Annotated in this window: 14 protein-coding genes; 6 read left to right on the top strand and 8 right to left on the bottom strand. The window is 67.3% G+C overall.

The features are described from left to right. Positions 1–156: 156 nt before the first annotated feature. The 3 genes from mfd to ACI2JH_RS16690 form a co-directional block, all read right to left on the bottom strand. Positions 157–3,621 (bottom strand): transcription-repair coupling factor, encoded by a 3,465-nt coding sequence (gene mfd / locus ACI2JH_RS16700; protein ID WP_404736749.1) that lies wholly within the window; start codon positions 3,619–3,621, stop codon positions 157–159. Positions 3,622–3,763: 142 nt separating this feature from the next. Next, on the bottom strand, positions 3,764–4,309 hold the full coding sequence (locus ACI2JH_RS16695) for a GNAT family N-acetyltransferase (RefSeq protein WP_101098371.1): 546 nt from the start codon (positions 4,307–4,309) through the stop codon (positions 3,764–3,766). Positions 4,310–4,402: 93 nt separating this feature from the next. Further along, complete coding sequence (locus ACI2JH_RS16690; RefSeq protein ID WP_101098370.1) at positions 4,403–5,260, bottom strand: 23S rRNA (adenine(2030)-N(6))-methyltransferase RlmJ; 858 nt, start codon at positions 5,258–5,260, stop codon at positions 4,403–4,405. Positions 5,261–5,307: 47 nt separating this feature from the next. Here ACI2JH_RS16690 and creB point away from each other — a divergent pair, with 47 nt between their 5' ends. The 6 genes from creB (at position 5,308) to ACI2JH_RS16660 (ending at position 12,691) form a co-directional block, all read left to right on the top strand. Continuing rightward, entirely contained in the window at positions 5,308–6,027 is a 720-nt protein-coding gene (gene creB / locus ACI2JH_RS16685; RefSeq protein ID WP_191771053.1) for a two-component system response regulator CreB, read from the top strand. A 2-nt stretch (positions 6,028–6,029) separates the two neighbouring features. Next, complete coding sequence (gene creC / locus ACI2JH_RS16680) at positions 6,030–7,463, top strand: two-component system sensor histidine kinase CreC (RefSeq protein WP_404736748.1); 1,434 nt, start codon at positions 6,030–6,032, stop codon at positions 7,461–7,463. 87 nt (positions 7,464–7,550) lie between these two features. Then, the gene (gene creD, locus ACI2JH_RS16675; protein WP_404736747.1) at positions 7,551–8,906 is read left to right on the top strand and encodes a cell envelope integrity protein CreD; all 1,356 of its coding nucleotides are present in this window, start codon (positions 7,551–7,553) and stop codon (positions 8,904–8,906) included. Between the two features lie 146 nt (positions 8,907–9,052). Then, the gene (locus ACI2JH_RS16670) at positions 9,053–10,669 is read left to right on the top strand and encodes a M20/M25/M40 family metallo-hydrolase (protein ID WP_404736746.1); all 1,617 of its coding nucleotides are present in this window, start codon (positions 9,053–9,055) and stop codon (positions 10,667–10,669) included. A 104-nt stretch (positions 10,670–10,773) separates the two neighbouring features. Continuing rightward, positions 10,774–12,180 carry a glutamate--tRNA ligase gene (gene gltX / locus ACI2JH_RS16665; protein WP_404736745.1) on the top strand — a complete coding sequence of 469 codons (1,407 nt, stop codon included), beginning with the start codon at positions 10,774–10,776 and terminating at the stop codon, positions 12,178–12,180. A gap of 25 nt (positions 12,181–12,205) precedes the next feature. After that, positions 12,206–12,691, top strand: coding sequence for a Fur family transcriptional regulator (locus ACI2JH_RS16660; protein WP_042612667.1), 486 nt, complete (start codon positions 12,206–12,208; stop codon positions 12,689–12,691). A 507-nt stretch (positions 12,692–13,198) separates the two neighbouring features. Here ACI2JH_RS16660 and ACI2JH_RS16655 read toward each other — a convergent pair. The 5 genes from ACI2JH_RS16655 to ACI2JH_RS16635 all read right to left on the bottom strand — a co-directional run bounded on the left by ACI2JH_RS16655 (position 13,199) and on the right by ACI2JH_RS16635 (position 20,248). Next, positions 13,199–14,392 (bottom strand): HlyD family secretion protein, encoded by a 1,194-nt coding sequence (locus tag ACI2JH_RS16655; RefSeq protein ID WP_101099591.1) that lies wholly within the window; start codon positions 14,390–14,392, stop codon positions 13,199–13,201. 8 nt (positions 14,393–14,400) lie between these two features. Next, on the bottom strand, positions 14,401–16,083 hold the full coding sequence (locus ACI2JH_RS16650) for an MFS transporter (RefSeq protein WP_404736769.1): 1,683 nt from the start codon (positions 16,081–16,083) through the stop codon (positions 14,401–14,403). Beyond that, positions 16,080–16,646, bottom strand: coding sequence for a TetR/AcrR family transcriptional regulator (locus ACI2JH_RS16645; protein WP_182655957.1), 567 nt, complete (start codon positions 16,644–16,646; stop codon positions 16,080–16,082). Before ACI2JH_RS16645 ends, ACI2JH_RS16650 begins: the two co-directional genes overlap by 4 nt. Positions 16,647–16,750: 104 nt before the next feature. After that, positions 16,751–17,971 carry an MFS transporter gene (locus tag ACI2JH_RS16640; RefSeq protein WP_404736744.1) on the bottom strand — a complete coding sequence of 407 codons (1,221 nt, stop codon included), beginning with the start codon at positions 17,969–17,971 and terminating at the stop codon, positions 16,751–16,753. A 93-nt stretch (positions 17,972–18,064) separates the two neighbouring features. Beyond that, positions 18,065–20,248 (bottom strand): TonB-dependent receptor, encoded by a 2,184-nt coding sequence (locus tag ACI2JH_RS16635; RefSeq protein ID WP_101099594.1) that lies wholly within the window; start codon positions 20,246–20,248, stop codon positions 18,065–18,067. Positions 20,249–20,255: the final 7 nt, after the last annotated feature.

Genomic DNA, 20,255 nt, shown 5'->3' with positions numbered 1-20,255 from the left:
ACGAGCGCTGGTCGTCAGGCTCTTGCCCTGGTGGGTGACGACCGTTGGTCGTCACGCTCTTGCCCTGGTGGGTGACGACCGTTGGTCGTCACGCTGTCGCTCTGTTGCCGCTGCGCTCGCCGAGCATGGCTCGGCGCTACCGGGCGGTGCGCCGGGTCAGCCCGGCGCCAGCGTCGTCAACAAGGCCTTGGCCGCATTGAACCGGTCTTCCGGCAGCGGCAGCGGATGCTTGATGCGCAGCTTGTCCGGGCCGTCCATGCTGTACAGGTTCGACTGCTTCTGGATCAGCTGGATCACCGACATCGGATCGATGTTCGGCTTGGCCTCGAACACGATGCGGCCGCCGGCCTCGCCGAGGTCCAGCTTGCGGATGCCCAGCTCGTTGGCCTGCAGCTTCAGTTCGGCGATGGCGAACAGGTGCTTGGCCGCATCCGGCAACAGGCCGAAGCGGTCGATCATCTCCACCTGCAGCTCGCGCAGCGACGCACTGTCGCGCGCGCTGGAAATGCGCTTGTACAGGGTCAGCCGGGTGTGCACGTCGGGCAGGTAGTCGTTGGGGATCAGCGAGGGCACATGCAGTTCCACTTCGGCCCCACGGGCTTCCTCACCGGCATCCAGGTCGGGCAGCTTGCCCAGCCGGATGCTGCGCACGGCGCGTTCCAGCAGTTCGGTGTACAGGCTGAAGCCCACTTCGGCCATCTGCCCGCTCTGGTCTTCGCCCAGCAGTTCGCCGGCACCGCGTATTTCCAGGTCGTGGGTGGCCAGTGTGAAGCCCGCGCCCAGTTCATCCATCGAGGCGATGGCTTCCAGGCGCTTCTCCGCATCCGGGGTGATCGAGCGGCGGTCCGGCACCACCAGGTAGGCGTAGGCACGATGGTGCGAACGTCCCACGCGGCCGCGCAGCTGGTGCAGCTGGGCCAGGCCGAAACGGTCGGCGCGGTTGATGATGATGGTGTTGGCGTTGGGGATGTCGATGCCCGATTCGATGATCGTGGTCGACAGCAGCACGTTGAAGCGTTGCTTCTGGAACTCCAGCATCACCCGTTCCAGCTCGCGCTCGGGCATCTGTCCGTGGGCGATGCCGATGCGGGCTTCCGGTACCAGCTCGGACAGCTCACGCTGCATGCGGCCGATGCTTTCCACGTCGTTGTGCAGGAAGTACAGCTGGCCGCCGCGGGCCAGTTCGCGCTGGAAGGCTTCGCGCAGCAGCGCATCGTCCCATTGGCTGATGAAGGTCTGCACCGCCAGCCGGTTCGGCGGCGGGGTGGCGATGATCGACAGGTCGCGCAGCCCGGCCATGGCCATGTTGAGCGTTCGGGGAATAGGCGTGGCGGTCAGGGTCAGCAGGTGCACGTTGGCACGCATCGCCTTCAGCGCCTCCTTCTGGCGCACGCCGAAGCGCTGTTCCTCGTCGACCACGACCAGGCCGAGGTCCTTGAACTTCACGTCCGGCTGAAGCAGCCGGTGGGTGCCGATGATGACGTCGATGGTGCCGTCGGCCACCTTCTCCAGTTCGGCCTTGATCTCCTTGGTGGACTTGAAGCGCGACAGCACTTCCACCTTCATCGGGTAATCGGCGAAGCGGTCGCGGAAGTTGCGGTAATGCTGTTCGGCCAGCAGCGTGGTCGGCACCAGCACGGCGACCTGCTTGCCGGCACTGGCCGCGGCGAACGCTGCGCGAACGGCCACTTCTGTCTTGCCGAAGCCGACGTCACCACAGACCACGCGGTCCATCGGCTGGCTGCTGGCAAGATCGCGCAGGGTCGCGTCGATGGCGGCCAACTGGTCCTGGGTTTCCTCGAACGGGAAGCCGGCGGCGAACGGTTCGTACATCGCGCGGTCCACATCCAGCGCCAGCCCGGCGCGGGCGCGACGGCGCGCCTGGATCTCCAGCAACTCGGCGGCTACGTCGCGGACTTTCTCGGCCGCCTTGCGCTTGGCCTTGGTCCATTGTTCGCCGCCCAGCGAATGCAGCGGGGCGGTTTCCGCCGATGCGCCGGAATAACGGCTGATCAAGTGCAGCTGGGCCACCGGCACGTACAGCCGGTCGCCCTTGGCATATTCGATTTCCAGGAACTCGCCGGGCATGCCGCCGACGTCCATCGCGATCAGTCCGCGGTAGCGGCCTACGCCATGGTCTTCATGGACGATCGGCGCGCCTTCGGTCAATTCGCCGAGGTCGCGGATGATCGCCTCGGGCTCGCGACCGGCACGACGCGAGCGCCGCTGGTGCGCTGCGCGTTCGGGGAACAGCTGGCGTTCGGTCAGCACGGCGATGCGCGGATCGTCCAGCGCGAAGCCGTCTTCCAGCGGCGCAACGGTGATCGCGAAGCGTTCGCTGCCGGCCAGGAAGGTCGGCAGGTCGGCGACCACCGGCGGACGCAGGGAGGCGGCCTGCAGGACTTCCAGCAATGCTTCGCGGCGCCCGGCGGTATCGGAGGCGATCAGCACGCGGCCAGGATACTGCTCGATGAAGGTAGCCAGCGCCTGGCCTGCGGCGGCATCACGCGCAGCGACCGGCAGCGGCGGCAGCGCGGTGTCACCCAGCGCGTGGGCCTGCTCGATGCGCGCATGGCCGGGCGGCCACACTTCCACGCGGGGCAGGTCGTTGAGCTTCTCGCGCAGCAGTTCAGGCGACAGGTACAACTGCCCCGGTGGCAGCAGCGGGCGTTCGACGTCGTGCCGGCGCTGTTCATGGCGCTGGCCGGTCTGCGCCCAGAAGGCAGCTGCGGCTTCGCCGACGCCGGCGGCGATCACCGGCAGCACGTCGGCGGAAAAGTAATCGAACAGCGTCGCGGTGCGGTCGAAGAACAGCGGCAGGTAGTACTCGATGCCCGCCGGTGCGAGTCGCGATTTCAGGTCCTGGTACAGCGAACTGCGCCGCGTATCGACATCGAAGCGTTCGCGCAGGGCGTCCATCACGCGCGAGATGCTGGCATCGTCCATCGGCACTTCGCGACCGGGCAGCATGTGCACGGCCTGGACCTTTTCCAGCGAACGCTGGGTCTCCGGGTCGAAGGCACGGATGGTGTCGATATCCTCGTCCAGCAGTTCCACGCGCAGCGGTTCGCTGGCACCCATCGGGTACACATCCAACAGGCCGCCGCGCACGGCGAAATCACCCGGATCCATGACCTGCGGCACGTTGCGGTAGCCGGCGCTTTCCAATCGCCGCTTTTCCGCGTCCAGGTCCAGCCGCTGGCCGACCTCCAGGTCGAAACTGCCTCCGATCACATACTGTTTCGGCGCCAGCTGCTGCATCAGGGTCTGCACCGGAACGACCACCAACCCACGCTTCAGCCCGGGCAGGCGATGCAGGGCGGACAGGCGTTGGGAAATGATGTCCGGGTGCGGACTGAAGCGATCGTAGGGCAGGGTTTCCCAGTCCGGGAACGCCACCACCGGCAGCGACGGATCATCGCCGAGCAGCGTGCGCAGATCGGATTCGATCTGGTTGGCGCCGTGGTTGTCCGGCGCGACGACCAGCACCGGGCCGTCGTGTGCCTGCGCCGCACGGGCGAGGTACCAGGCCAGCGCGGTGGGCGAGCTGGGAGCGCGCCACCAGGCGCGGAGCTGGCCCGGACGGGGCAGCGGCGGAAGGGGATAAGGAGAGCGCGACATTGGCCGCAGATTCTACCAGAGCCGGCTGTGCAGGCCCGGACAAAACCACGTCACGCAGGAGTAGCGCCGAGCCATGCTCGGCGTTGCCTGATCGACCGCTGCGCTCGCCGAGCATGGCTCGGCGCTACCGACGGCAGCGGCCTCAGTTATCCAGTTCCAGCACCATGCGCACCAGCCCGGGCGTGCCCTGCGGATGCGGCACCGGCTTGAAGCCCAGCGAATCGGCCAGCTGCTTCATCGGCTCGTTTTCTTCGGCGACATCGCCATACAGGCGATCCAGGTATTTGCCGCGCGCCCACTTCACCAGCTTGCGCATCAACTGCCGGCCAAGGCCCTGGCCGATCAGGAAGCGGCTGATCAGGATGGCGTACTCCGCTTCACGGGTTCCCTGGATGATCGAGGCACGCGCGACGGCACCGACCACCGCTTCGCCGGCAGGCAGCGACTCAGCCGCGACCAGGGTGATTTCGGTCTTGGGGTTGGGATGGGTCAGCCGCTGGGTGGTTTCCGGCGACAGTTCGGTCACCGCCTGCAGGAAGCGGTCGCGGATTTCTTCCGGGCCGAACAGGCTGAAGGCCGCCTGCAACGGCGGGCCGTCTTCGGGCCGGATGGGACGGATCAGCAGTTCATGGCCACTGGGGGCCTTGAAGATCTCGTGCCAGGGCGGCATGCGGTTGCGAGTGGCCATACCGGGTAGTTCCTTGGTGGTCCAGCGATTGTGGCATCCCCATGGCCGCATTCCGTGAACGGAAGGTTCACGGGAGGCAGCGGCCGGGACGCCCTAGTCGGCGGTCTTCAACCAGTCCAGGCGGGTGCTGGCGCCGGGCTCGCCCAGGTGTTGCTTCAGGGCGGGCAGAGCGGGGCCAACCATGCGATCGAACTGGAACGGGGCGTTGAGGATCAGCATGCCGCTGCCATTGAGGCGCAACGGGGATTCATCCGGACGCACCAGCAGTTCGATGGTCATCGCGGATTTATAGGGCAGGGCGGTGGCCTTGCGCAGGAAATGCAGGATGGTGCGGCGCTGCTTGATCGGGAACCAAACCGCGCAGGTGGCCTGCGGCCAGCGCTCGTGGGTTTCTTTCAGGGCAGCGAGGATGCGGATGTACTCGGCGTCCTGGCCCTCGTAAGGCGGATCGATCAACACCAGGCCGCGGCCGATCTTGGCGCCGTTTGCCTTCGGTGGGACCAGAGCCCGGATTTTCTCGTAGCCGTCGCCTTCGTATACGCCGACCCGAGCATCACCGGCGAACAGCTTCTTCAGCGCGGCGGCCTCTTCTGGCTGCAATTCACAGGCGGCCAGGCGGTCCTGCGGGCGCATCGCCTGGGCGGTCAGCAGGGGTGAGCCGGGGTAGGTGATCATCGCCCCGACCGGGTTGTCGGCCTGGACGGCCTTGAGGTAGCGCTCGACCACTTCGGGCAGCTTCGGCTGGGACATCAGCTTCATGACCCCGTCCTCGGCTTCCAGGGTCTTGCGGCTTTCTTCGCTGGCCAGCAGGTAGCGGCCGCGGCCGGCATGGGTGTCCAGCACGAAGAACGGGCTGTCCTTGCGCTTGAAGCTGTCGATCAGGGCCAGCTGCACGATGTGCTTGAGGACATCGGCATGGTTGCCGGCATGGAAGGCGTGGCGGTAGTTCATGGGGCGCAGTGTACGGGTCGGCAGGCGCAGCGGCTATCGCAGCGGCTATGCTGCCGCCCATGACAGAACCCGTTGCCCGCGTGCTGGTGGTCGAAGACGAGGCCGCCATCGCTGAAACCGTGTTGTATGCCCTGCGCAGCGAAGGCTTCGCGGCCAGCCATTGCCTGCTCGGCGGGCAGGCCCTGCAGCAGCTGCAGGAAGGCGCATTCGATCTGGTGATGCTGGATGTGGGCCTGCCCGACCTGGGCGGATTCGAGGTCTGCCGACGCCTGCGCGCGCTGCCGGGCGCGGTGGGACAGCTGCCGGTGATCTTCCTGACCGCGCGCAACGATGAGGTCGACCGGGTGATGGGGCTGGAGCTGGGCGCCGATGACTACGTCACCAAGCCGTTTTCGCCGCGCGAACTGGTGGCGCGCGTGCGTGCCCGACTGCGCCGCAGCGGCGTGGCCGGTACCGCGTCCGATGGCCGCTGGCAGCAGCAGGGCACGTTCCATATCGACCGGCAGGGCCGCCGCATCCGCTATGGCGAGCAGCTGCTCGACCTGACGCGCTACGAGTACGCGCTGCTGGCGGCGCTGCTGCAGCGGCCCGGCGCCATTCTCAGCCGCGCCCAGCTGATGGACCGCGGCTGGGATGCCAGCGCCGACAGCGCCGACCGCACTGTGGACACCCACATCAAGACGCTGCGCGCCAAGCTGCGCGGTGCCGGGGCAACCGATGATCCGATCCGCACCCATCGCGGCGTCGGCTACGCGCTGGAGGCCTGAGCATGCGGCTGGGGCTGAAACTGTTCCTGGGCTTTTTCCTGATCGTCGGCCTGGCCGCGTTCTTCGTGATGCGCGTGTTCGTGGAGGAGGTGAAGCCAGGGGTGCGCCAAGCGATGGAGTCCACCTTGGTGGATGCCGCCAACGTGCTCGCCGAACTGGCGGCGCCCGAACTCAAGGCCGGTACGCTGGCCCGCGGTGGCTTCACCTCCAGCCTGGCCCGCGCGCAACGCCGCGACCCGAAGGCGATGGTCTGGCGCTTTCCCAAGCGCGCGCTGGACTACCGGGTGACCATCACCGATGCCAAGGGCATCGTGCTGTACGACTCGCTGGGCCGTGACGTCGGCCGCGACAACTCGCGCTGGAATGATGTCCATCGCACCCTGCGTGGCGAGTACGGCGCGCGGTCCAGTCCGGAGGTGCCCGGCGATGCCACCCACACGGTGATGCACGTGGCGGCACCGGTGTACGACCCGGCCGATGGCCGCACGCTGATCGGCGTGCTGTCGCTGTCCCAGCCCAACCGAAGCATCGATCCTTTTATCACCGCCAGTCAGCGCCAGATCATGCTGCGCGGTGCGTGGCTGATCGGCCTGTCGGCGCTGATCGGCATTCTGATGACGGCGTGGTTGATGACCGGTGTGCGACGGCTCAACCGTTATGCGCAGGCGGTCAGTGCCGGTGAGCCGGTGGCCCCGCCGAAGCCGCGGCGCGATGAGATAGGTGACCTCGGCCGCGCGCTGGAAACCATGCGCCGGAAGCTGGAAGGCAAGGCGTACGTGGAGCAGTACGTGCAGTCGCTCACCCATGAAATGAAGAGCCCGCTGGCGGCGATCCGCGGCGCGGCCGAGCTGTTGCAGGAGCCGATGCCTGCCGAAGACCGCGAGCGCTTCGCGCGCAGCATCGTCGACCAGCAACAGCGGCTGACCCAGACCATCGACAAGCTGCTGGCGCTGGCCGAAGTGGAGCAGCACGGCTGGCTGCAGTCGCGTGACACGTTGTCGGTGGCCACGCTGTTCGCCGCGGTGGAGCAGGGTGCGCAGCTGCGCGCGCAGGCCGCCGGCGTGCAGGTGCAGGTGCAGCCCGCCGGCGCGATGACGCTGCAGGGTGATGGCTACCTGCTGCGCCAGGCGCTGGGCAACCTGCTGGACAACGCGATCGATTTCTCGCCGGCCGGCAGCAGCATCCAGCTGGTCGCCGCGGTGCAGGCCGGCGGCATCGCACTGCAGGTCGTCGACCAGGGCACCGGCATTCCGGAGTTCGCGCGTGGGCGAGTGTTCGAACGCTTCTATTCGCTGGCACGCCCGGCCACCGGCGTACGAAGTTCCGGCCTGGGCCTGCCGTTCGTCGGCGAGGTGGCACGCCTGCATGGTGGGCACGCCAGCGTGGAAGAGGGCGCATCCGGTGGGACCCGCGCGGTGCTGTGGCTGCCGCGCTAGCGGCCACTTCACATTCGCTTCAAACCCAGCTCAAACCCCGCACATCCGGGGTGTCCATCCTGCAGGCCTCTCCAACGAGGATGGACCATGAAATCCCTGCACCTGTTCCTGCGCTTCGCCATTGTCGGCGGGCTGATCCTGCTGCTGCTGGTTCCGCTGATGCTGATCCGCGGCGTGATCACCGATCGCAGCGAGTACCGCGAAGAGGCGTTCCGCCGGGTCGCCGAAAGCCGCGCCGGCACCCAGCAGCTGGTCGGCCCGGTGCGCGTGGTGCCGTGGATCGAACGCACCACGGTGGTGGTGGTCGACAAGGCAGGCAAGAGCAGCAACGAAGTGCAGATCACCCAGGGCCACTGGTTGCAGATGCCCCGCCAGTTGAGCGTGGATGGCCGGCTGGCGCCGGACCTGCGCTCGGTCGGCCTGTTCAAGGTGCCGGTGTACAGCTGGCAGGGGCACATCGCGGCGGACTTCGCTGCCGATGACTACCCGGTCAGGGAGGGGCGCAGCTATGGCACGCCGTACCTGGCCATCGGCCTGAGTGATGTGCGCGGCCTGGTCGGCACGCCGGACCTGCGGGTCAACGGTGCCCCGTTGCGGCTGCAGCCGGGCGTCGGCATGGCCGACGCGCTGGGGCGTGGCCTGCACGCCGAGGTCGCCGGGTTTGCCGATGCACGCGGTGGCACGCTGGCCGCCAGCCGGATCGAGCTGGACCTGCAGGTGGATGGCAGCCGCTCGCTGGCGGTGGTGCCGGTGGGCGATGACAACCAGATCGCGCTGCGTTCGCGCTGGCCGCACCCCTCGTTCGCCGGTGCGTTCCTGCCCAATGAGCGCCGCGTCGATGCGCAGGGCTTCGAGGCACGCTGGACCGTGTCTTCACTGGCTTCGGATGCGCAGCGGCAGCTTCGTGCCGGTGATTCGTCGACGCAGGCGGTGGAGGTTTCGCTGGTGGATCCGGTGGATGTATATACGCAGGCTGATCGTGCTTCCAAGTACGGCGTGCTGTTCGTGCTGCTGACCTTCGTCGGTTTCCTGCTGTTCGAGCTGATCCGCCAGCTGCGCATCCATCCGCTGCAGTACCTGATGGTCGGCCTGGCGCTGGCGATCTTCTTCCTGCTGCTGATCAGCCTGTCCGAGCACATCGCCTTCTGGCAGGCCTATCTGGTATCGGCGCTGGCCTGCATCGGCCTGCAGGCGGTTTACCTGGCCAACGTGCTGGGCCACTGGAAGCGGGGCATGGGCTTCGCCCTGATGCTGACCGTGCTGTACGGCGCGCTGTATGGCCTGCTGGTGTCGGAGAACAATGCGCTGCTGATGGGCTCGCTGCTGCTGTTCGGCATCCTCGCGCTGGTGATGTGGGTGACCCGCCGGGTGGACTGGTACGCGCTGGGCATGGGAACGCCCCCGGCGCTGCCTGCGGACACCGCGCCGCGCAGTCTCGGCTGATTCTTTCCGGCACGCATGCCAGAGCGCCACATTCCGGATCGGAATGTGGCGCTGCTGCGTTGCGTGACCTTAGGCATCTGGCGTGCGCGGCCCTTCGCCCTACACTCGGGGATTGATCTGTGACGGCGCGTGCCGGGGGCTGGACGATGGGGAAGTGGGGTGTGCTGGCGATCGCGCTGGCGATGAGCAATCCGGCCGTGGCGCAGCACGCCGAGCCGGTCGACCTGGACATGGTCAGCAAGATCCGCCAGGAAGCGTTCCATCGCTCGCAGGTGATGGATACCTTCAGTCATCTGACCGAAAGCATCGGCCCGCGACTGACCAATTCGCCGGCCATGTCCCAGGCCAACGCCTGGACGCGCGGCAAGTTCAACGAGTGGGGCCTGGTCAACGTCCACGACGAAGCGTTCGAAGATTTCGGGCGCGGCTGGGAGTTCACTTCGGCATCGGTGCTGATGCTGGGCAGCGGTGCGCAGGGGGATCGCATGCAGCCGCTGCATGCGCTGCCCAAGGCCTGGACCCCGGGCACCAACGGCCCGGTGGAAGGCGAGCTGGTGCAGGTGGACATCAAGAAGCTGGCCGACCTGGAAAAGTACAAGGGCAAGCTGCGCGGCAGGATCCTGCTGCTGGGTGAGGCACGCGAGTACAAGCGCGGCACCGAGCCGGATTCGCATCGCCACGATTCGACCTCGCTGGAAGGGTTGCAGGCGTTCACGGTGCCGAAGAATGCCGCGGCCGACAAGGAAAAGCGGGTCAAGGAGTACACCGAGCGCCAGGCGCTGGCCAAGGCGGTCAATGCCTTCTTCGTGGAAGAAGGCGCACTGGCGGCGATCAGCATCAGCGGCTGGGACAACGGCATCATCCGGGTCGCTGGTGGCGGTTCGCGCAAGGCCGGCGAATCAGCTGGCATCCCGGAGCTGGCGATGATCTCCGAACACTTCAATCCGCTGGTACGCGCGCTGCTGGCCAAGCAGCCGGTGAAGCTGCGCGTGGACGTGGCGGCACGCTTTACCGATGACAGCAACCAGCCCGGCTACAACACGCTGGCCGAGATCCGCGGCAGCGGCAAGGCCGATGAAGTGGTGATGCTCGGTGCCCACATGGATTCGTGGCATACCGGTACCGGCGCAGCCGACAATGCCGCCGGCGTGGCGGTGATGATGGAAGCCATGCGCATCCTCAAGGCGGTCGGCGCCAAGCCCAAGCGCACCATCCGGGTCGCGCTGTGGAGCGGCGAGGAACAGGGCCTGATCGGCTCGCAGGCGTACGTGGCCAAGCACTTCGCGCAGTTCCCCGAGCCGACCGATGCCGGCCAGAAGGCGTTGCCGGCGTCGTTGCGCGAACCGACCGGTGCACTGGTCAAGCGCCGCGATTACGAGAAGTTCTCGGTGTACTTCAACATGGACAATGGCTCGGGACGTTTCCGTGGCATCTACGCCCAGGAGAACCTGGCGGCGATGCCGGTGTTCGAGGCCTGGCTGAAGCCGTTCAACGATGTCGGCGCGACCACCGTGGCGACCCGCAACACCGGTTCCACCGACCACATCAGCTTCGACCGCGTCGGGCTGCCGGGCTTCCAGTTCATCCAGGACAAGCTGGACTACTTCAGCAACGTCCACCACAGCCACCTGGACACCTGGGACCACGCCGAACCGGAAGACCTGAAGCAGGCCGCCGCGATCGTGGCCTCGTTCGTCTACAACGCCGCCACGCGCGAGGACCTGTTCCCGCGCAAAGCGCAAAAAGGGGACGGAGGGGATTAAGTCGTAAACGGCGCAGGTCAGGCGTGAAGGGTGGGGGGATCGCGACTTAATCCCCTCCGTCCCCTTTTGCTAAAATCGGCGGATATTCGTTCCCCGAGCGTCCCATGACCTGCCGCACCCGCTTTGCCCCCAGTCCTACCGGCTACCTGCACATCGGCGGCGCCCGCACGGCGCTGTACTGCTGGCTGGAGGCCCGCCACCGTGGCGGCGAGTTCGTGCTGCGCATCGAAGATACCGACCGGGAGCGCAGCACGCAGGGCGCGATCGACGCGATCCTGGAGGCGATGGACTGGCTGGGCCTGGGCTATGACGAAGGCCCGATCTACCAGACCCAGCGCGTGGCCCGCTACCTGGAAGTGGCCGAACAGCTGGTCGCCGAGGGCAAGGCGTACTACGCCTACGAGACCCGCGAAGAGCTGGACGCGATGCGCGAGGCGGCCATGGCGAAGCAGGAAAAGCCGCGTTACAACGGCGCCGCACGCGAGCAGAACCTGCCTTGGCGCGATGACCCGAACCGGGTGATTCGCTTCAAGAATCCGCTCGACGGTACGGTGGTGTTCGATGACCTGATCAAGGGGCCGATCGAGATCGCCAACAGCGAGCTGGATGACATGGTGATCTTCCGCCCGGACGGCTACCCGACCTACAACTTCGCCGTGGTGGTGGACGACTGGGACATGGGTATTACCGAGGTGATCCGCGGCGATGACCACATCAACAACACCCCGCGCCAGATCAACCTGTACCTGGGCATCGGCGCGCCGGTGCCGAAGTTCGGTCACATGCCGATGATCCTGGACGAGCAGGGTGCCAAGCTGTCCAAGCGCACCGGCGCGGCCGACGTGATGCAGTACAAGGATGCCGGTTACCTGCCGGAGGCGCTGCTGAGCTACCTGGCCCGCCTGGGCTGGTCGCACGGTGACCAGGAGATCTTCACCCGCCAGGAGCTGATCGACCTGTTCGACGTGACCAACTGCAACTCCAAGGCGGCCCGTCTGGACATGGCCAAGCTGGGCTGGGTCAACCAGCATTTCCTGAAGACCGAAGCGCCTGCGTCCATCGCGCCGGCACTGGTCTACCAGCTGGAGAAGCTGGGCCTGGACCTGAACGCAGGCCCGTCCGCGGAAGATGTCGTGGTCGCCTTGCGCGAGCGCGTGCAGACGCTGAAGGAAATGGCCGAAAAGGCGGTGGTCTGGTACCAGCCGCTGGAAACCTACGACGAGGCGGCCGTGGCCAAGCACCTGAAGGCCGGCGCCGAACTGCCGCTGGGCAAGGCGCGCGAGCTGCTGGCGGCATTGCCGGAGTGGACTGCCGAGAGCGTGGGGGTGGCGCTGCACGACGCTGCGGCGGCGCTGGAGATCGGCATGGGCAAGGTCGCCCAGCCGCTGCGCGTGGCCATCACCGGTACCCAGGTGAGCCCGGACATTTCGCAGACGGTGTACCTTGCCGGTCGCGATGAGGCCTTGAAACGCATCGATGCTGCCATTACCAAGGTAGTGGCTGCGGCCTGAAATCCGCCCGAACTGGAGAACCCGCATGTCCGCCAAGCACGCCTGCACGGCCCCGCACCACCACGTCCACGACGCGTCGGACTTCGTGGGGGTGGTCGAGCGCGTGTGCCGCGAGCGCGGACTGCGGCTGACTCCCATCCGCGCCAATGTGCTGCGGCTGATCGCCGAGGCCGGCAAGCCGGTGAAGGCGTATGAACTGCTGGAGTGGGTGCGCAGTGGCAAGGGCGTGGGCGCCGATGCACCGCCGACGGTGTACCGCGCGCTGGATTTCCTGATGGCCAACGGCTTCGTACACAAGCTGGAATCGGTGAACGCCTTCGTGGCCTGCCACCATCCGAGCAGTGCGGCGCATTCGGTGCCGTTCCTGATCTGCAACAGCTGCCACAGCGCGGTGGAGCTGGAAGACCGCGAGATCGTCAGCCAGCTGGAAAAGCGCGCCAAGGAGCTGGGGTTCCAGCCGCAGGCACAGACGCTGGAAGTGCACGGACTCTGCGCCCGCTGCGCGGGCTGAAGTTTTGTTGTTGCCGGGCCTGCGGCCGGGCGGCCCGCTTTTTTCCAAGCAACGGCGACAGCAACAGCTGCGGGGCTGCCTGTTGGCGGGGCGGGATGGGTTTGCGGGGGACGGCAAGAACTGCGTCCATGCGGGCCTCGTTTCGCGCCATCCATGGCGCTCTACGCCCCCGCCAACCCACCCCGCCCCGCCTTCGACAGGTCCATGGTGGCCCCGGTAGCGCCGACCCATGGTCGGCGGATTATGGGGGAATGGTGTCTGATGGACTCCGCCGACCATGGGTCGGCGCTACCGCTTTTTTCTCTTTTTTCTACGCGGGTGGCGGCAACCGGAACCTGTCAGGGGGTCGGGCGGTGGGGCTGGGCGGGGGCGTTGAGCGCCATGGATGGCGCGAAACGAGGCCCGCAGGAGCGGCTTTTGCCGTCCCCCGCACAGCCCCACCGCCCGGCCCAGACCAAGGCTGTTGCTTTGAAGCCACCCGCGAGGGGGTCCCACCCGCTCGACCACTCACCGCCCGCGTGGCGCGGAAGCAGGCTCAACCGAAGTATCCACTTTGGCCACCACCGACATACCCGGCCGCAGCCGCGCCGCCAGCGGTTGATCGGCATCGATCGCAATCCGCACCGGCAAGCGCTGCACCACCTTGGTGAAGTTGCCGCTGGCATTGTCCGGCCGCAGCACGCTGAACTCCGAACCGGTGGCCGGTGCGATCTCCTCCACGCGGCCTCGCAGGACCTCACCCTGGAACGCGTCCACCGCGAAGGTGGCCGGCTGTCCGATGCGCATCTGCCAGGTCTGGCCTTCCTTGAAGTTGGCCACCACCCATAGCGCATCGGGCACCAGGAACAGCAACTGCGAACCGGCCGTGACGTACTGCCCGACCCGCGCGCTCGCTTCGCTGACCTGGCCATCGCGCGGGGCGTGCACCGTGGTGTTGGCCAAATCGATCCGCGCCAGTTCCAGTGCCGCCTGCGCGCTCTCGACCTGTGCCTCCAGCCCCTTGCGGGCGACCTGGGTGGATACCAGGGTTTCTTCGGCAATCTGGATCTGCGCCTGCGACTGCTGCACGCCGGCCTGCGCGGAGGCCTGGCTGGTGCGGAACTTGTCGCGGTCGTTCAGCGCCACCAGACGTTGTTCGGCCAGCTGCTCATAGCGCGCCAGTTCGGCCCGCGAGCGCTGCAGTTCGGACTGCCCGGCCGCCAGTGTGGCCTTGGCCGAAGCGATCTGCGCGCGGTTCTGCGCCTGCGACTGGTCCGAATTCGCCAGCGCCGCCTTGGCGCTGTCCAAGGCCGCTTCGGCCTGCGCGACGCGCTGGCGGTAGATGCGGTCGTCGATGCGCAGCAACACGTCGCCCTGTCTGACGTGCTGGAAATCCTTCACCAGGACGTCGGTGACGTAGCCATTGACCTGCGGCGCCAGCACGGTGACCTGCCCGCGGACGTAGGCGTTGTCGGTGCTGGCGATGGCGCTGGTGAACGGCCACAGCTGCCAGCCGCGCAGGATCAACGCGATGCCCACCAGCGCCAGCAGCACCATGATCACCACCGCCCGGTTGCTGGGCTTGAGGTACTTCGGCGCGCCCGTAGGCGTAGCCGGGGTGGCGGCCGGCGGCGGCGGGGCAGGCGCCGGTGCGGCATCGGTGGGAGGCGCCGGATTTACGTTTTCCGGGGCGTCGTCATCGCGGGGTGGTTGCTGGGACATGGAGTTACTCAACGCGGTGCGGCAGCCGCATCGGGCGCCGCGGGGGAGGAAGGGGAGGGGCGGCGCCTGCGCCATTGCTTCATCGCGGCGATCCACAGCTGCAATGAGAGCAGCCAGCCCAGGAAGCCCAGCGCCAGCCAGCCGCTGAGCGTGAACACATCATTGAATCCACGCACGTTGGCTTCGCGGCGCGCAATCTGCGCCAGCTGCGCGGTGCCCTGCGCGCTGCGCTGCACCGGGTCGGTGATCTGCGCGTTGTAGAGCTGCTGCTGCAGGCGCAGCCGCTGCGCGACCACCGGATCGGCCGGGTCCAGCTGGCTGACCAGCGCGGTGGAATACAGCTGCTCGCGATGCAGCTGCACCGTCCCGAGCACCGCCGAACCCGCCAGCCCCCCCAGCGTCTGGGTGATCGACAGGGTGACCAGGAAGGTGATCATGTGGTCCACGCCCTGCTTCAGCACGGCGGTGATGCCGAGCATGATCAGCGGGCCCATGAACATGCCCGAGCCGACCGAAGCCAGGAACTGGCTGACGAAGAAATCATGCGGACGGTCCAGGCTGGTGCGGTGCTGGTCGAGCAGGGCGGCGCTGCCCAGCAGCAGGATTGCCATCAGCACCTGCGGGATCAGCCGCTTCGGACCGAAGGTCAGCGAACTGGCAGCGATGCCGGTGACCACCCCGGCCAGGATCACCGCGAACAGCGGCCGCATCTGGTCCGGCCCCATCCCGAGCGTACGCATCAGCCCGACCACGCCATAGGACTGTTCGGTAGTGAGAAAGCGCAGCAGGAACGCGCCGACGATGAAGTGCAGCACCGGCAGGCTGGCCAGCCAGCGCACCTGCAGCAGCGGGTTGCGCCGATAGTGTTCAACCACGAAGGCCGCCGTGGCCAGCGTGATCGAGGCAACCAGCGCCCAGCCCAGCCACGGCGTGTCGGTCCACCAGCGCACGTAACCCTGCGCCAGCACCACCACCAGCAGGCCGACGGCGGGTGCCAGCAGCGCAAAGGTAAGGAAGTCCATCGGTTCGAAGGCCTTGATCTGCACGCCCGGCGGGAGCTTCAGCAGCACCACGGCAGCGAAGGCGCACAGTGCCAGTCCGGCTTCGAAGAAGTACAGCAGATGCCATTGGCCGGTACCCACCAGGCTGGGCGAAACCACCCAGGCCAGCGGCACCGCCAGCTGTGACAGCCCCACGCCGATCACCAGCAGGTTGCCGGTATAGCGGCGTGGCAACGACTGCAGCATGTACAGCGTGCCCAGCGTCGAGCACGCCGCGCCGGCGAAACCGCTGGCCGCGCGCAGCAGCACGGTGGTTTCGAAGCTGCCGACGGCCAGGTGCAGCAGGGCCAGCGCGGCGTACAGCCCGAGGCCGATTTCGGCGAACAGGCGGATGCCATATTGCTGGCGGAACTTGAAGGCAAGCAGGTTCGCCGTCACGTTGACCATCACGTAGGAGGCGACCAGCCAGGTGCCCTGCACGGGGCTCAGGCCCAACTGGCCCTGCAGGAAGGGCAGGTTGGCGGTGACCAGCGCAGTGCCGAGGCCACCGGTGATGGCCACCAGCACCGACACCAGCGCATAGGCGGCACGCCGGTGCGGCGGATGCCACGGCATCGACGCCGAGCCCGGGAGAGTGGGCTTCTCGTGTTCCTCCCAGTCCGGGATGGGCTTGAGGTACTGCGACATCAGGCCTCCGTGGCGCTGGTTCCCTGCAGGCCTGCGCGCAGCAGCTGCAGCGCGCGTCCTGCCAGTGCGCTGCGCTCTTCGCGGTTCTTGCCGCGCAGGGCCGCACCCAGCATGCCCGAGATCAGTGAAATATCCGTGGAGGTCAGGTCCGGCCGGCACAATCCGGCGGCGATGGCGCGCTGGATCGGCGCTTCCATCAGGGAGCGCACGCGTTCGCGCGCACCCCGCACGGTCGGGTCGTCCGGATGCACTGCGCGCCAGTAATCGGCCAGCGCCGGTGAATCGATGATGCGGCGGGCCATTCCATCGAGCAGCTCGAACAGGGCATCGTCGCGCGCGCCCAGTTCGGCGACCTGGCGCGCGATACGCTCGACGGTCCGCTGCAGCAGCGCTTCGATCAGTGCACTACGATCGGGGAAGTTACGGTACAGCGTCGCCCGCCCCACCTGCGCCCGTTCCACCACCAGGTCCAGCGGGGCGGTGACGCCGTGGTTACCGAATACATGGTCGGCGGCATCGAGGATGAGGGCGCGGCGGGCGGCGGCGTCGGCACGTAGGGAAGTCATGGGTCATTTTCGGACAAATATGTCCGTTTATCCAGTGCGGATCGCGACGGCGTTGGCGGCGTTTCAGGGCGCAGTCCGCTACGTGATGGTCGAGTGAGCGGGACTCAGGCAGCGCTTGCGGTCGCCATCCGCGGCGCCTGCTCGCGTATCGGCAGGTGCGCCACCGCGGCGATCAGCGCCAGCGCGATGTCCAGGTACCACATGATCATGTAGTTACCGGTATTGGCCAGCACCAGCCCGCCCAGCCACGCGCCGAAGAAGCCACCGATCTGATGCGACAGCAGGGTCAGCCCGAACAGGGTGCCCAGGTAGCGCGGCCCGAACAGCTTGCCGACCAGGCCGGCGGTAGGCGGCACGGTGGCCAGCCAGGTGAAGCCCAGCGCAGCGGCGAACACATAGAAGGTCAATGCGGTGGGCGGGGCAATGAGGTAAAGCCCGATCATCAACGCGCGGCTGGCATACAGCGCCACCAACAACAGCTTCAGCCGGTAGCGCTGGCCCAGGTAGCCCATCAGCAGGCTGCCTGCCACGTTGAACAGGCCGATCAGCGCGATCGAGGTGGATGAAACGGTGGGCGACAGACCGCACAGTGCGATCTCACCCGGGAGATGGGTGACCAGGAAGGCGATGTGCAGCCCGCAGGTGAAAAAACCAAGGTGCAGGTACCAGTAGCTCGGCTCACGCAGGGCCAGCCGGAACTGCGCACCCAGCCCGCCATCGGTAGGGCCCGAGGCATGCGCATGGTCGCCGGCACGGCGGCGCAACGGCCAGGCCATCGGCAGGGTCAGCAGGGAAACCACGGCCATCAGCAGCATCGCCCGTCCCCAGCCTGCAACGGTGATGACCACCTGCAGAATTGGTGCGAATACGAACTGGCCGAGCGAGCCTCCGGCATTGATCAGGCCGGCTGCGAACGAACGGCGCTCGGCCGGCAGCCGATGCGCGGTGGCACCGATCAGCACGGAGAAACTGCCGGCACCCGCACCGGCCGCCATCATCAGGCCCAGGCTGAGGCCCAGCCCCCATCCGCCCGGAAGCATCGGCGCGAGGGCCAGTCCTGCGGCCAGCACGATGCCACCGCCGATCAGCACCGGCAGCGGCCCGCGCTGGTCGGCCAGCGCACCGAACACGGGCTGCACCGCACCCCAGACCAGTTGGCCGATGGCCAGCGCGAAACTGATGTCGACGATGCTGACGCCGGTATCGCGGTGGATGGGATCGACGAACAGGCCCGTGGTCTGGCGTGCCGCCATGGTGATCATCAGGATGCCCGAGGCCGCCAGCAGGAGGCCCCAGGGGAGACGCGCGGTGGAGTCGGTGGTCATGGCCGGCACTATAGGCCGTGATCAGCCAGTGTGGTGACGACCGACGGTCGTCACCCACCGACAGCGCAAGCAGACGGCCACCGGCTCAGCCGGTCAGAAGTACGCGCGGATGCCGAAGGCCACGCCGCGTCCCGGCAGCGGCGCGTAATCGCGCAGCAGCGAGGTGTGCGGACGCACTTCGCGGTTGGTCAGGTTGCTGCCGTCAACGAACACTTCGTAGCTGTTGCTGTCGCTGCGGTCCCAGCGATACGCGAAGTGTGCATCCACCAGCGTGTAGCCATTGGTCGGTTCTTCGTTCTGCGCGGTGTCCTTCTGGCTGCTGTAACGCACCGCACCGAGCGATGCGCGCCAGCCGTCCTTGGCCCAGCGCAGGTCGGCGCCCACGCGTGCCGGCGAAATGCGCGGCAGGTAGCCCCCGTTGGCCAGGTCCACGGTGTAGTTGTGGTTGTGGTCGCCATGCGGCACGGCGATGTCCACGCTGCGGCTGCCACTGCCATCCAGTTCGGCCTTGACGTAGTCACCGAACACGCGCAGGTCCCAGTCACCGGCATTGCCTTCGAACAGATGCACCAGCGCCTCCGCTTCGGCGCCCTTGAAGGTGGCGTCCTGCTGCGCCCACAAGCGCACCGGCAGGTCTTCCACCACGCCGGTGTCGGCCAGGTAGATGAAGTCCTTGAACTTGGTCTGGTACACCGAAGCGGAGAAGTCCAGGCGATCACTGTGCGTGTGGATGCCCAGTTCGATGCGCTGGCCGCGCTCGGTCTTCAGCTGCGCATCGCCCAGTTCGATCGAACGCGTGGCGATGTGCGCACCGGCGGCGTACAGCTCTTCATTGGTCGGTGCGCGCTCGGAACTGTCCACGCCGAAGCGCAGGTCCACGGCATCGTTCAACGTCCAGATGCCGGCGGCAGACAGGTTGGTGGCATCGAACCTGCGGCGCTGGTAGTCGGCGGTCGGCTCCAGCTTGACCTGGTCATGGCGCGCGCCCAGCTCCAGCTTGAACGGGCCGAACTGCTTTTCCTGCAGCACGAACACGCCGAGGTTCTCGGTCGTGGTATCCGGCACGAAGGCTTCTTCGCCCTTGGCGCCGAAATCGCTGTTGCCGAACTGCAGGCCGAAAGCACCGTTCCAGCCGGCGATCTCGTTCTGCACCGCTTCCAGCCGGCCTTCAATGCCCTGGTTGGTGAAGCGGGTTGCCGGCGTGCCGGCTTCCAGTTCGGTGTGCTCGTAGTCGGTGTAACCGGCGCGCAGGGTGACGTTCTTCAGGAACGAGGTCGGGTTGTAGATGCCGCCTTTGAAGTCGAAGCGGTTCTGCACCATGTCGATGCGCACGTCGTGCTCCTCGCCTTCTTCTTCCTCTGCGCCATGGTCGTGGCCATGGTCGTGGTCATCGCCTTCGGCATGCACGTGCGCGCCGTTGGGGATGCCGTAGTTGGTGCGGTAGGTACCGGCGGACAGGCCGAAGAAGCCGCCATCGCCGAGCCAGGTCGCACCGACCCCACCGGCGCGGGTGCGGATGGAACTGTTGTCCAGGGTGCCGCGGCGCGGTTCATCGGCGTCGCCGTCATCGTGTGCATGGTCGTGTTCTTCGAGCGCATCGACCACCGCGTAGCCGGGGATGCGGTAGTCATCGCCGTTGCGCACCAGGCCGTCCACGTGCAGCACCCAGTTGCCGTTGACGCCGTCCAGCCGGAACATGCCGCTGCGTTCGTCGTTGACGCTGTTGCCGCGGACCTCGGCGCGGCCGCTCAGCGGGCGCTCCGGCACTTCGCTGGCGATGCGCCCATCGACCACGTTGACCGCCCCGCCGATCGCGCCACTGCCGAACAGCAGGGTGGCCGGGCCCTTCAGGACTTCGATCTGGTCGGCCAGGAACGGTTCGATGCTGGTGGCGTGGTCGGCACTGACGGTGGAGGCATCCATGTTGCCGACGCCGTTGGACAGCACGGCCACGCGCGGGCCTTCCTGTCCGCGGATGATCGGCCGGCCCACGCCGGGACCAAAATAGGAACTCTGCACGCCGGGCAGCTTGGCCACGGTGTCGCCCAGGGTGCCGGCCTTGGCTTCGTCCAGGCGTTCGCCGGCGAGCACCTCGACCGGCCGCGCCAGCGATTCGGCATCGCCCTGCAGCGGCGAGGCGGTGACCTTGACTTCGGACAGTTCGGTCAGGTGTCGGCCGGCCGGGGCGTCGGCGGCCATCGCCATCGCGGGCAGCAGGGCAGCAGCGAGGGCCAGGGCGAGAGTGTGCGGGCGGGGCCGGGTACGCAGAGCAGTCATGGGGCTT

The organism is Stenotrophomonas sp. NPDC078853, assembly GCF_044901215.1.
In the GTDB taxonomy this organism is placed as follows: domain Bacteria; phylum Pseudomonadota; class Gammaproteobacteria; order Xanthomonadales; family Xanthomonadaceae; genus Stenotrophomonas; species Stenotrophomonas lacuserhaii.
The sequence above is the reverse complement of the archived record's forward strand: the minus strand, read 5'-3'. Positions and strand labels throughout refer to the sequence as shown.